This is a genomic window from Christiangramia echinicola DSM 19838 (assembly GCF_000423065.1).
GTDB lineage: Bacteria > Bacteroidota > Bacteroidia > Flavobacteriales > Flavobacteriaceae > Christiangramia > Christiangramia echinicola.
The window spans coordinates 386,884-400,397 of sequence record NZ_AUHG01000011.1 but is presented as its reverse complement, the minus strand read 5'-3'; the positions used below and the strand labels follow the sequence as shown (position 1 = coordinate 400,397).

The following is a 13,514-nucleotide window of genomic DNA, read 5'->3' as shown; positions in this document are numbered from 1 at the left end:
GGCTGAAATGCAATATAGAGATTCGTGAAAATAATAGTATTTTTGCCGCTCCAATATCAGCATCATGAAGCACTATCAGAAAGAGATAAATAAAAGAAGGACATTTGGGATCATATCTCACCCCGATGCCGGTAAAACTACGTTAACCGAGAAGCTTTTACTTTTTGGTGGAGCTATCCAAGAAGCCGGTGCAGTGAAATCTAATAAAATAAAAAAGGGTGCGACCAGTGACTTTATGGAGATAGAACGCCAGAGAGGAATCTCTGTTGCTACCTCTGTACTTGCTTTTGAATATCGTGATATTAAGATCAATATTCTGGATACTCCGGGGCACAAGGATTTTGCTGAAGATACTTTTAGAACTCTTACTGCTGTAGATAGTGTTATTGTGGTGATAGATGTCGCCAAGGGTGTAGAGGAACAAACCGAAAAGCTGGTTGAAGTTTGTAGAATGCGTAACATTCCCATGATCGTATTCATTAACAAACTTGACCGTGAAGGTAAGGATGCTTTTGAGCTGCTGGATGAAATAGAACAAAAATTAAATCTTACTGTTACTCCTTTGAGCTTCCCGATCGGGATGGGCTATGATTTCAAAGGAATTTATAATATCTGGGAAAAGAATGTAAACCTTTTCACCGGTGATCCACGAAAAGATATAGAGGAGACCGTAGAGATCAGTGATCTAAAATCTGAAGAGCTTGACGAACTAATTGGTGATACCGCTGCAGATACATTAAGAGAAGAACTTGAACTTGCTCAGGGTGTTTATCCGGAATTCGACAGAGAGGCTTATCTCGAAGGAAGATTACAACCGGTATTCTTTGGTTCTGCTTTGAATAATTTTGGAGTTCGTGAATTGTTAGATTGCTTTATCAAGATCGCTCCACCTCCAAGGCCAAAAGAAAGTGATACCAGGCTTGTAAAGCCAGATGAAAAAGATTTCACAGGTTTTGTTTTCAAGATCCATGCGAATATGGATCCTAAACACCGTGACAGACTTGCTTTTATTAAGATCGTCTCTGGTAAGTTCGAAAGAAACAAGAATTACCTGCATGTTAGAAATAACAAGAATATGAAGTTCTCTTCTCCAAATGCCTTTTTTGCTGAAAAGAAAGAGATCGTGGATGTTTCTTACCCTGGAGATATTGTTGGTCTGCACGATACTGGTAATTTCAAAATTGGAGATACACTTACTGAAGGTGAAAACCTTATGTATAAAGGGATTCCAAGTTTCTCTCCAGAACACTTCAGATACATCAATAATGCAGATCCTATGAAATCCAAGCAACTGGAAAAAGGGATCGATCAGTTAATGGATGAAGGTGTTGCCCAGTTATTCACCCTGGATATGAACGGAAGAAAGATCATAGGTACGGTAGGGGCACTTCAGTTTGAAGTAATTCAATATAGATTGGAGCATGAATACGGTGCTAAATGTACTTACGAGAATCTCAATGTACACAAGGCTACCTGGATCGAACCTGAAAATGAAAAAAGCGATGAATTCAAAGAATTCAAAAGGGTGAAATCTAAATACCTGGCTAAAGATAAATCAGGACAAATGGTGTTTCTGGCAGATTCCCAGTTTTCATTACAAATGACCCAGCAAAAATACCCTTCTATTAAATTCCATTATACTTCTGAGTTTTAAGACGCCGTCACCCTGAACTTGTTTCAGGCTCTTTAATAAGATGCTGAAACAAGTTTAGCATGACGAGATTATTTATTGAAGTTTGAAAAGAGGATTTTAAAAAGATAGATACACCCACAAATTTTACTATTTTCGGGTCAAAGTATATCTATGACCCAAATTGATCAGTTTATCTCAGATTTTGCCTCATTCGTTTGGGGAATTCCATTAGTGATCCTTTTAATTGGTGGTGGTATATTCCTCCTGATATATTCCCGATTTTTACCATTTAGGTACTTAGGACATTCTATTGAAGTTCTACGTGGAAAATACAATAATCCCAATGATCCAGGGGACATTAATCACTTCCAGGCACTTTCAACAGCATTATCTTCTACAGTTGGAATGGGAAATATTGCTGGTGTTGCTGTTGCGATCGCCTTAGGGGGACCCGGAGCAATTTTCTGGTTATGGGTTAGTGCTGTCGTTGGAATGGCAACGAAATTCTTTACAAATAGTCTCGCGGTGATGTACCGTGGAAAAGACACTGAAGGTAAAATACAGGGTGGGGTGATGTATTTTATCGTAGAAGGACTTGGAAAAAAGTGGAAACCATTAGCTGTGTTTTTTGCTGTAGCCGGCCTAGTTGGGGCTCTACCCGTATTCAATGTAAACCAGCTTACCCAGGCCATTAATTATATACTCCTTGAACCTAATAATATTGAAACTGGTTTTACCACTAGTCTAATTATAGGGATTATTCTAACGTTAATTACTACTGTCGTAATAATTGGAGGTTTAGATCGTATAAGTAAAACAGTTTCGAAACTTGTACCGGCAATGGTGGCCTTATACTTCGTTTCTGTTTTAATTATTTTATTCGTCAATTATGATGTGGTTTTTCATTACTTCGGAATGATCTTCACAGATGCTTTCGCTGCCAATAACTATAAAGGCGATCCACTTCTGGGTGGAGTTTTAGGCGGTCTAATTCTCCTTGGGATACGTCGTGGTGCATTTTCTAACGAAGCAGGTATCGGAACAGCAACAATGGCCCATGGAGCCAGCAAAACCTCTGAGCCAATTCGTGAAGGTTTAATTGCAATGCTTGGTCCTGCAATAGATACCCTGGTAGTTTGTACCTTAACCGCAATGGCAATTCTAGTTACCGATGTATGGCAGACTGAGGATGTAAATGGAGTTAGCCTTACCGCTGCTGCTTTTGAACAGGCGATTCCGTATGTTGGAAATTATCTTCTATTGCTTTGTATCCTAGCTTTTAGTATCTCTTCTCTCTTTAGTTACTCTTACTACGGAACTAAATGTTTATCATTCCTTTTAGGAGCAAAGAATAAGAAATATTATAATTATGTATACATCTTAAGTATTATTGTTGGAGCAACAACATCCTTAAGCTTTATTCTCAACCTTATCGATGGCTTCTTCGCTTTAATGGCAATTCCAACTATGATATCAACTCTTATTATGGCTCCAAGAGTAATGAAAGCTGCTAAGATCTATTTTAAGAAGTACACAACCTGAGAATTGAGAATTGAGAATTGAGAATTGAATTTCAAAAATTACGCTGAAATAAGAAAGAGATTTCTCAGTCGCTTCTCTCCTTCGAAATGACAAATTCTTGAGAATGTCATTTCGAGCTAAGCGAGAAATCTCTTTTTAATTATTCTGTATCAATAGCCTACTAACGGCAAAATTAATTAAGCCTGTCCGGTAGGGCCAAAATTTAATGGTAATGGAGCTTTATCATAGTCTCTGATCTCTCCGTGGGCCTGTTCAAATTTATTGATGTTATCACCGAGCGCCTTCAACAACCTCTTTGCATGTTGAGGCGTAAGAATAATTCTTGACTTTACTTTACTCTTCGGTCTTCCCGGCATGATATTCACGAAGTCTACCACAAATTCTGAAACAGAATGATTTATAATTGCAAGGTTAGAATAGGTTCCTTCAGCAACTGCTTCATCAAGCTCTATATTGATCTTCCCTTTCTGGTTTTTATTTTTTTTCTCTTCGTCCATGATTTAAATTTTCTTCAATTTAATATTTATTTTCAAACTCGCTATTTATCAAGTTTGTAATATACAAAGTCTGATACTATTGGATCTATCCCCTGTTTCCTGAATTCGGTAGCTATCTGCCCGCGGTGATATGTAGAGTGGTTGATCACATGAAAGATAATATCCCGAACAGAATTCTGATAGCTTTCACCCCTGGAATTTCTGAACTCCACTATTCTATCAAGATCTTCCTTTTCTAATACCCCGATAGTTTCTTCGAAATTTGCATTTTCAGCATGCTCCATTTCATCCACTTCAACATTTCCCCAGACATCTACTTTATCTTCTTCTCCTGCCAGTCTATTATTCCAGATCTTCTGTGCATTAAGAGTATGAGAAAGAAGCAATATAGCTCTCTCTGGAATCATAAATTCTAAATCCCCATCTTGAAATTTCTTAATGATCTCAAGATTATAATAATGGGAATATTCCATTAACTGCTTAAAGTAATCCTTCATATTTCAAATATCGTTATAAATAAAAAAAGGCCCCGCTTGAGCAGGGCCTTTTTTCTAATTAATATCAGGATCTAGTTATAATTAACTTCCTGTTTTTTCTCAAGCATCTCGTCGAATTCTTCTTTAGAACCAACAATAATGCTATCGTATTTTCTCATACCTGTACCTGCAGGAATTCTATGTCCTACAATTACATTTTCCTTCAATCCTTCAAGCTGATCGATTTTACCGCTTACTGCAGCTTCGTTCAACACCTTAGTGGTTTCCTGGAAGGAAGCAGCCGAGATGAACGACTTAGTCTGTAGCGATGCTCTCGTAATACCCTGAAGTACTGGATTAGCAGTTGCCGTGATAACGTCTCTAGCTGTAGCAAGATTCTTATCTTCTCTTCTAAGAATAGAGTTCTCGTCTCTAAGATCTCTAGGAGTGATAATTTGTCCTGGTTTCAGATTTTCAGAATCACCTGCATCTTCGATCACTTTCATTCCGAATAACTTGTTGTTCTCTTCGATGAAATCATCTTTATGTACTAGTTGATTCTCTAAGAAAATAGTATCACCCGGATCAACGATTCTTACCTTACGCATCATCTGTCTTACAACAACCTCGAAATGCTTATCGTTAATCTTCACACCCTGTAAACGGTATACTTCCTGAACTTCGTTCACAAGATACTGCTGTACAGCGTTTGGTCCTTTGATATTCAGGATATCCTCTGGAGTGATAGAACCATCTGAAAGTGGCATACCAGCTCTCACATAATCATTCTCCTGAACAAGGATCTGGTTAGATAACTTAACTAAGTATTTCTTAACCTCTCCAAGTTTAGACTCTACGATGATCTCACGGTTACCTCTTTTGATCTTACCAAAAGAAACAACACCATCAATCTCAGATACAACAGCCGGGTTAGACGGGTTACGTGCTTCGAAAAGCTCTGTTACCCTTGGAAGACCACCTGTAATATCCCCTGCTTTAGAAGATTTACGAGGAATCTTAACCAAAATCTTACCAACACCGATCTTCTCTGAATTATCCACCATAAGGTGAGCTCCCACCGGAAGGTTATAAGAACGAATTACTTCGTCTTTCTTACCTAGAATATGAAGTGTCGGGATCAACTTTTTGTTACGAGATTCAGAAATACCTTTTTCCTGGAATCCTGTCTGCTCATCGATCTCAACCTGATAAGTAACACCCTGTTCAACGTTCTCGTACTTGATCTTCCCGGCGAATTCAGAAATAATTACACCGTTATATGGATCCCAGGTACAAATCACGTCTCCCTTGCTTACTTTCGCTCCATCATTAATATTGATCTGAGCACCGTAAGGAATGTTGTTGTTACTTAAAACAACCCCTGTTTTCTTATCTTTTATCTTAAGTTCAGCAGTACGAGAGATCACGATGTCTGCAGTTCCACCGTCAGGGGCTTCACCTTTAACAACTTTAAGATCTTCGATCTCAGCAATACCGTCAAACCTTGCTTCAAGCTTGTTATCCTCAGAAATGTTACCAGCAATACCACCCACGTGGAACGTACGTAGTGTAAGCTGTGTACCAGGCTCTCCAATAGACTGTGCAGCAACAACACCAACAGCTTCACCTGTTTGAACGATCTTGTTAGTTGCAAGGTTTCTACCGTAACACTTGATACAGATCCCTTTCTTCGCCTCACAGGTAAGTGGTGAACGTACTTCAACACTTTCTATTGGCGCAGCCTCGATCTTAGCAACAATTTCTTCGGTTATTTCTTCGTTACCAGCAACAATTAATTCATCTGTTGATGGATTTATAACATTATTAAGAGCAATACGTCCAAGTATTCTTTCTCCTAATGATTCTACTATTTCTTCGTTTTTCTTAAGTGGCTTAACTTCTACACCTCTTAATGTTCCACAGTCATCTTCATTTACAATAACATCCTGAGAAACATCTACCAGACGACGGGTTAAATAACCAGCATCGGCCGTTTTAAGTGCTGTATCGGCAAGACCTTTACGAGCACCGTGAGTAGAGATAAAGTATTCAAGAATCGAAAGACCTTCCTTAAAGTTAGAAAGAATTGGGTTTTCAATAATTTCACCTCCACCAGAGTTAGATTTCTTCGGCTTAGCCATAAGACCACGCATACCAGTAAGCTGACGAATCTGCTCTTTCGAACCACGCGCACCAGAATCAAGCATCATATATACAGAGTTGAATCCTTGCTTGTCTTCGCGAATTCGCTTCATAGCCAATTCAGTAAGACCTGCGTTAGTTGAAGTCCAGATATCAATTACCTGGTTGTAACGTTCGTTATTGGTAATAAGACCCATGTTATAGTTACCAATAATACCTTCAACCTGCTCGTTAGCTTCATCGATCATGGCTTGCTTTTCTTCAGGGATGATAATATCACCTAAACTGAAGGAAAGTCCACCACGGAATGCGAATCCGTAACCAAGTTCCTTAATCTGATCAAGGAATTCAGAAGTTTCTGGTACACTAGTAATTTTAAGGATCTTACCAATGATCTCACGAAGTGATTTCTTAGTAAGTACTTCGTTAATATAACCTGCCTTCTCTGGCACAGCTTCATTAAACAATACTCTACCTACCGTGGTATCCTTGATCATATAAACCAATTCACCTTCTTCGTTGTAATCTTTAGTTCTGATCTTGATTCCCGCGTTAAGATCTACTCTCTTCTGGTTATAAGCTATAACAAGCTCTTCAGCAGAATAGAAAGTAAGTCCTTCACCAATCACTTTCTCTTCATCAGTAGATTTCTTGTGCTTGGTCATATAGTAAAGACCAAGTACCATATCCTGAGAAGGTACTGTAATTGGAGAACCGTTTGCAGGGTTCAGAATATTATGAGAAGCAAGCATTAATAACTGTGCTTCTAGAATAGCTTCAGGCCCAAGTGGTAAGTGAACTGCCATCTGGTCACCATCGAAATCGGCGTTGAATGCAGTACACGCAAGTGGGTGAAGCTGAATTGCTTTTCCTTCAATAAGTTTAGGCTGGAAAGCCTGGATTCCCAGACGGTGAAGCGTAGGAGCACGGTTTAATAATACCGGATGCCCTTTAAGAACGTTCTCCAATATATCCCAAACTACAGGTTCTTTTTTATCGATAATCTTCTTAGCAGACTTCACTGTTTTTACGATACCTCTCTCGATCAGTTTTCTGATGATGAAAGGCTTGTAAAGTTCAGCTGCCATATTCTTTGGAAGACCACATTCGAACATCTTCAATTCTGGTCCTACAACGATTACCGAACGTGCTGAATAATCCACACGTTTACCAAGTAAGTTCTGACGGAAACGTCCCTGCTTACCTTTCAATGAATCTGAAAGTGATTTAAGCGGACGGTTTGAGTCAGTTTTTACTGCTGATGATTTTCTTGTATTATCGAATAATGAATCTACAGATTCCTGAAGCATACGTTTTTCATTACGTAGGATCACTTCAGGAGCTTTGATCTCCATTAATCTTTTCAGACGGTTGTTACGAATAATTACACGACGGTAAAGATCGTTCAAATCTGAAGTTGCGAAACGACCACCATCTAGAGGAACAAGAGGTCTAAGTTCCGGTGGAATAACCGGTACCACCTTCATGATCATCCATTCTGGATTGTTTTCACGATTCTTGTTTGCATCACGAAGTGCTTCCACAACCTGAAGTCTCTTAAGAGCCTCAGTTTTACGTTGCTTAGAAGTTTCGTTGTTTGCTTTGTGTCTTAATTCATAAGAAAGTTCATCAAGATCTATTCTCTTAAGAATTTCGATAAGACATTCAGCCCCCATTTTAGCGATAAACTTATTTGGGTCGCTGTCTTCTAAATATTGATTTTCCTGAGGAAGTTCATCTAAAATATTCAGATACTCTTCTTCAGTTAAGAAATCCATTTTCTTTAATGGTTCTCCTTCTTCATTCTTCGCGTTACCTGGCTGGATCACTACATATCTTTCGTAGTAGATGATCATGTCAAGTTTCTTTGAAGGAAGTCCTAGCAAATAACCAATTTTGTTAGGCAAAGAACGGAAATACCAGATATGAGCTACAGGTACAACAAGGTTAATGTGACCAACACGATCTCTACGCACCTTCTTCTCGGTAACTTCTACACCACAACGATCACAAACGATCCCTTTGTAACGAATTCTCTTATATTTTCCGCAGGCACACTCATAATCCTTTACAGGACCAAAAATACGCTCACAGAACAATCCGTCACGCTCTGGTTTGTGCGTACGGTAATTGATCGTTTCAGGTTTAAGGACTTCACCACGAGATTCCGCGAGGATAGACTCTGGAGAAGCTAAACCTATAGAGATCTGGTTGAACCTCTGTACTGTATTTTTATCATTATTTCTAGCCATAATAAATGCTGCTAATTATTGTGAATATTCCGTTTAATTGGGGCCGAATATACAGCCCCGATCAACAGAATGTTATTCTTCAAGTTTTATATCCAATCCAAGACCTTTCAATTCGTGCATAAGTACGTTGAAAGATTCCGGTAATCCTGGTTCTGGCATTGGCTCTCCTTTTACAATAGCTTCGTAAGTCTTAGCTCTACCGATAACGTCATCTGACTTCACCGTTAGAATTTCTCTAAGAGTACTAGAAGCACCGTAAGCTTCAAGAGCCCAAACCTCCATCTCTCCAAATCTCTGACCACCAAATTGTGCCTTACCACCAAGCGGCTGCTGAGTAATAAGTGAGTATGGTCCAATAGATCTAGCGTGCATCTTATCGTCAATCATGTGACCAAGCTTAAGCATGTAGATCACACCAACTGTTGCACGTTGGTCAAATCTCATTCCCGTTCCACCATCATACAGGTAAGTATGACCGTATCTTGGAATACCAGCTTTATCTGTAAGATCATTGATCTCATCTATCGTTGCACCGTCGAAAATTGGAGTCGCATATTTGGTTCCGTTTTTCTGTCCAGCCCAACCAAGCACAGTTTCGTAGATCTGACCGATGTTCATACGTGATGGTACCCCAAGTGGGTTCAACACGATATCAACCGGAGTTCCGTCTTCAAGGAATGGCATATCTTCCTGACGAACGATTCTTGCAACAATACCTTTGTTACCGTGACGTCCTGCCATCTTATCTCCAACCTTCAGTTTACGTTTCTTAGCGATGTAAACTTTAGCCAGTTTAAGAATTCCTGATGGAAGTTCATCTCCAACAGAAATGGTGAATTTCTCTCTTCTTAGGTTACCCTGAAGATCGTTTTCCTTGATTTTATAATTATGTATAAGATCTGCAACAAGTTCATTAAGGTGATCGTCTGTAGTCCATGTACCACTAGTTAAGTGAGTATAATCGTCTACAGCGTTCAACATCTTAAGAGTGTACTTCTTACCTTTTGGCATTACTTCTTCACCAAGGTCATTCATCACTCCCTGAGCAGTTTTTCCACCTATGATAGCGAATAATTTCTCAACAAGTTCAGCCTTTAGATTAGCGAATTTAGCATCGTACTTTTTCTCTAATGCTGCAACATCTTCTTTATCCTGAGCTCTCTTACGCTTGTCTTTAATTGCTCTTGCGAACAACTTCTTATTGATAACAACACCACTTAATGATGGAGAAGCTTTTAAAGAAGCATCTTTAACATCACCGGCTTTGTCACCAAAGATCGCACGTAGAAGTTTTTCTTCCGGAGTTGGATCGCTTTCTCCTTTAGGAGTGATCTTACCGATAAGGATATCACCAGGCTTCACTTCAGCACCAACTCTAATCATTCCGTGCTCATCAAGGTCTTTAGTAGCCTCTTCTGAAACGTTTGGAATATCATTAGTCAATTCTTCGTTACCTAGTTTTGTATCTCTAACTTCAAGAGAGTACTCATCTATATGAATAGAGGTGAAAATATCATCTCTAACCACTTTTTCTGAAATTACAATCGCATCCTCAAAGTTGTAACCTTTCCAAGGCATGAAGGCAACCTTCATGTTTCTACCCAGAGCAAGTTCCCCAGCTTCGGTAGCATAACCCTGGCAAAGTACCTGTCCTTTAGTAACTCTGTCACCTACACTTACGATTGGCTTCAGGTTGATACAGGTTCCCTGGTTAGTCTTACGGAATTTAATAAGGTTGTAAGATTTTGAATCATCATCAAAACTTACCATTCTTTCCTCATCTGTACGATCGTACTTAATTACAATCTTATTAGCGTCTACATATTCTACTTCTCCCTCTCCTTCTGCATTAATCAATACTCGGGAATCTGTAGCTACCTGTCTTTCAAGACCAGTTCCAACGATAGGAGAATCTGTTCTTAAAAGTGGTACTGCCTGACGCATCATGTTTGATCCCATTAGTGCACGGTTGGCATCATCATGTTCCAGAAATGGAATTAATGAAGCCGAAATAGATGAGATCTGGTTGGGAGCAACATCGGTATAATGAACCTCTTTAGGATCAACAACCGGGAAGTCACCTTCCATTCTTGCAATTACACGATCTGTATCTATTGTACCATCCTCTTTTAATGGAATATTGGCCTGAGCGATCTTTTTACCTTCCTCTTCTTCAGCACTTAAATAAATAGGCTCTTCAGAAATATTAATTTTTCCTTCAGAAACGCTACGATAAGGAGTTTCAATGAATCCCATTCCGTTTACTTTAGCGTAAACAGAAAGTGAAGAAATAAGACCAATATTCGGACCTTCAGGAGTTTCAATAGGACAAAGTCTTCCGTAGTGAGTATAGTGAACATCACGTACCTCGAACCCTGCTCTTTCTCTTGACAGACCACCTGGTCCTAATGCCGAAAGTCTACGCTTGTGCGTAATCTCTGCAAGAGGGTTAGTCTGGTCCATGAACTGAGATAACTGGTTTGTTCCGAAGAAAGAGTTGATCACAGAAGACAATGTCTTCGCGTTGATCAAGTCGATTGGAGTAAACACTTCGTTATCACGAACATTCATTCTCTCACGGATCGTTCTTGCCATACGTGCAAGACCAACACCGAACTGCTGAGATAACTGTTCACCTACAGTTCTAACACGACGGTTAGATAAGTGATCAATATCATCAATCTCAGCTTTAGAGTTGATAAGCTCAATTAAATATTTAACGATGGTAATGATATCGATCTTGGTAAGCACCTGCTTATCCATCTCAACATCAAGACCAAGTTTTTTATTCATTCTATATCTACCAACTTCACCAAGGCTGTAACGCTGATCTGAGAAGAAAAGCTTGTCGATAATTCCACGAGCAGTTTCCTCATCTGGCGGTTCAGCATTACGAAGCTGACGATAGATATGTTCTACCGCTTCTTTTTCAGAGTTGGTAGGATCTTTTTGTAGTGTATTATGAATAATCGCATAGTCACCGGTTTGGTTATCCTCTTTATGAAGAAGAATAGTCTTACTTCCGGTTTCAAGAATTTCTTCTATGTGATCTTTTTCAAGTTCTGTATCACGATCAAGAACGATCTCGTTACGCTCGATAGAAACAACTTCACCAGTATCTTCATCTACGAAATCTTCATACCATGTATTAAGTACCCTTGCCGCAAGTTTACGACCAAGATATTTTTTAAGTCCTGTCTTAGAAACTTTAACCTCTTCTGCAAGGTCAAATATCTCCAGGATATCCTTATCACGCTCAAATCCGATAGCACGGAAAAGAGTAGTAACAGGTAATTTTTTCTTACGATCGATATAAGCGTACATAACGCTGTTGATATCGGTAGCAAATTCAATCCATGATCCTTTAAAAGGAATTACACGGGCTGAATATAATTTAGTTCCATTTGCATGGAAAGACTGTCCAAAGAAAACCCCAGGTGAACGGTGTAGCTGAGATACTACTACTCGCTCGGCACCGTTGATGCAGAAAGTTCCGCTAGGTGTCATATATGGGATAGTACCCAAGTATACGTCCTGTACGATGGTTTCAAAATCTTCGTGTTCAGGGTCGGTACAGTATAACTTAAGTCTAGCTTTAAGAGGTACACTGTAGGTCAATCCACGTTCGATACATTCCTGGATGGAGTATCTTGGTGGGTCCACAAAATAATCTAAGAATTCTAGTACAAATTGATTACGGGTGTCCGTAATGGGGAAGTTTTCTAGGAAGGTGTTGTAAAGACCTTCATTTCCCCGCTCTTCTGATTTTGTCTCTAATTGAAAGAAGTCCTGAAAAGACTTAATCTGCAGATCCAGAAAGTCCGGATAAGCAGGCTTGTTCTTAACAGAAGAGAAACTCAATCTTTCAGTTTGCTTTGCTAACATCAATGGACGGGATTATAATTTATATAAAAAAAACTGCGCTTTTAAACCATTAAGTTTTATATACGCAAAATGGTTTAGACCTCCAGGAGTGAATCCTGAGGTCTAAACCTAAATAATATTGCTTGTGTTAAGCTTATTTAAGCTCAACCTCAGCTCCTGCTTCTTCTAATTGTGCTTTAAGAGCTTCTGCTTCGTCTTTAGCTACTCCTTCTTTTACTGCTTTTGGAGCACCATCTACTAATTCTTTAGCATCCTTAAGACCTAATCCTGTAAGTTCTTTTACAAGTTTAACTACAGCTAATTTAGATCCACCTGGAGCAGTAAGAATTACGTCGAATTCAGTTTGCTCTTCAGCTTCTTCACCACCAGCAGCACCGCCACCAGCAACAGCTACTGCAGCAGCAGCAGGCTCGATACCATATTCTTCTTTTAAAATATCTGCTAACTCATTTACTTCTTTTACAGTAAGGTTAACTAGTTGTTCTGCGAAATCTTTTAAATCTGCCATTTTCTATCGTTTTTAAAAAGTTCTTTAATTTATAATTGTTAAAAAGTGCGTACTATTTTAATCCTCTTTTTCTGAAAGAGTCTTAAGGATTCCTGCGATCTTTCCGCCACCTGATTTAAGGGCAGAAACAACGTTTTTAGCAGGAGATTGAAGCAATCCAATGATATCCCCGATAACTTCTTCTTTAGACTTGATATTAACAAGTGTGTCAAGATAGTCATCACCTACATAAATAGCTTCTTCTACAAAAGCTCCTTTAAGTAAAGGTTTCTCAGATTTCTTTCTAAATTCCTTAATAACTTTCGCCGGAGCATTTCCGGTTTCAGAAAGCATTATTGAGGTATTGCCTTTTAAAACTGTTGGAAGGTCACCGAAATCTTTATCAGCTGCTTCCATAGCTTTTGCAAGCAATGTGTTCTTAACTACCGATAACGTTACGTCTGCTTTAAAACAAGCTCTACGTAAGTTAGAAGTACTTCCAGCATCCAGGCCAGAAATGTCAGCCAAATAGATAGTTGGGTTTTCGGCTAACTGGGCAGTTAAAGCTTCTATAACTTGTGCTTTTTCTTCTCTTGTCAT

Annotated in this window: 8 protein-coding genes; 2 read left to right on the top strand and 6 right to left on the bottom strand. The window is 39.1% G+C overall.

Translation table 11 applies throughout. The annotated features are described in order from the left end of the window. Window positions 1-64 precede the first annotated feature (64 nt). Window positions 65-1,654, top strand: a complete 1,590-nt coding sequence (locus G530_RS0106935; protein ID WP_026933834.1) for a peptide chain release factor 3 — start codon at window positions 65-67, stop codon at window positions 1,652-1,654. A gap of 150 nt (window positions 1,655-1,804) precedes the next feature. Then, the gene (locus G530_RS0106930) at window positions 1,805-3,175 is read left to right on the top strand and encodes an alanine/glycine:cation symporter family protein (protein WP_026933833.1); all 1,371 of its coding nucleotides are present in this window, start codon (window positions 1,805-1,807) and stop codon (window positions 3,173-3,175) included. A 176-nt stretch (window positions 3,176-3,351) separates the two neighbouring features. Here the strand turns inward: G530_RS0106930 and G530_RS0106925 are convergent, their stop codons facing one another. The 6 genes from G530_RS0106925 to rplJ all read right to left on the bottom strand — a co-directional run bounded on the left by G530_RS0106925 (window position 3,352) and on the right by rplJ (window position 13,514). Continuing rightward, window positions 3,352-3,672, bottom strand: coding sequence for a DUF3467 domain-containing protein (locus G530_RS0106925; RefSeq protein ID WP_026933832.1), 321 nt, complete (start codon window positions 3,670-3,672; stop codon window positions 3,352-3,354). A 41-nt stretch (window positions 3,673-3,713) separates the two neighbouring features. Further along, window positions 3,714-4,169 carry a DinB family protein gene (locus tag G530_RS0106920; protein ID WP_026933831.1) on the bottom strand — a complete coding sequence of 152 codons (456 nt, stop codon included), beginning with the start codon at window positions 4,167-4,169 and terminating at the stop codon, window positions 3,714-3,716. Window positions 4,170-4,240: 71 nt separating this feature from the next. Next, window positions 4,241-8,542, bottom strand: a complete 4,302-nt coding sequence (gene rpoC, locus G530_RS0106915) for a DNA-directed RNA polymerase subunit beta' (RefSeq protein ID WP_026933830.1) — start codon at window positions 8,540-8,542, stop codon at window positions 4,241-4,243. 72 nt (window positions 8,543-8,614) lie between these two features. Further along, window positions 8,615-12,427 carry a DNA-directed RNA polymerase subunit beta gene (gene rpoB / locus G530_RS0106910; RefSeq protein WP_026933829.1) on the bottom strand — a complete coding sequence of 1,271 codons (3,813 nt, stop codon included), beginning with the start codon at window positions 12,425-12,427 and terminating at the stop codon, window positions 8,615-8,617. Between the two features lie 133 nt (window positions 12,428-12,560). Next, on the bottom strand, window positions 12,561-12,935 hold the full coding sequence (rplL, locus tag G530_RS0106905) for a 50S ribosomal protein L7/L12 (protein WP_026933828.1): 375 nt from the start codon (window positions 12,933-12,935) through the stop codon (window positions 12,561-12,563). A gap of 57 nt (window positions 12,936-12,992) precedes the next feature. Beyond that, window positions 12,993-13,514 (bottom strand): 50S ribosomal protein L10, encoded by a 522-nt coding sequence (gene rplJ, locus G530_RS0106900; RefSeq protein WP_026933827.1) that lies wholly within the window; start codon window positions 13,512-13,514, stop codon window positions 12,993-12,995.

Excerpts from the sequence above, each read along its gene's own strand:
- G530_RS0106935 (WP_026933834.1), top strand. The coding sequence starts at position 65 with ATGAAGCACTATCAGAAAGAGATAAATAAAAGAAGGACATTTGGGATC.
- G530_RS0106930 (WP_026933833.1), top strand. The coding sequence starts at position 1,805 with ATGACCCAAATTGATCAGTTTATCTCAGATTTTGCCTCATTCGTTTGG.
- G530_RS0106925 (WP_026933832.1), bottom strand. The coding sequence starts at position 3,672 with ATGGACGAAGAGAAAAAAAATAAAAACCAGAAAGGGAAGATCAATATA.
- G530_RS0106920 (WP_026933831.1), bottom strand. The coding sequence starts at position 4,169 with ATGAAGGATTACTTTAAGCAGTTAATGGAATATTCCCATTATTATAAT.
- rpoC (WP_026933830.1), bottom strand. The coding sequence starts at position 8,542 with ATGGCTAGAAATAATGATAAAAATACAGTACAGAGGTTCAACCAGATC.
- rpoB (WP_026933829.1), bottom strand. The coding sequence starts at position 12,427 with ATGTTAGCAAAGCAAACTGAAAGATTGAGTTTCTCTTCTGTTAAGAAC.
- rplL (WP_026933828.1), bottom strand. The coding sequence starts at position 12,935 with ATGGCAGATTTAAAAGATTTCGCAGAACAACTAGTTAACCTTACTGTA.
- rplJ (WP_026933827.1), bottom strand. The coding sequence starts at position 13,514 with ATGACAAGAGAAGAAAAAGCACAAGTTATAGAAGCTTTAACTGCCCAG.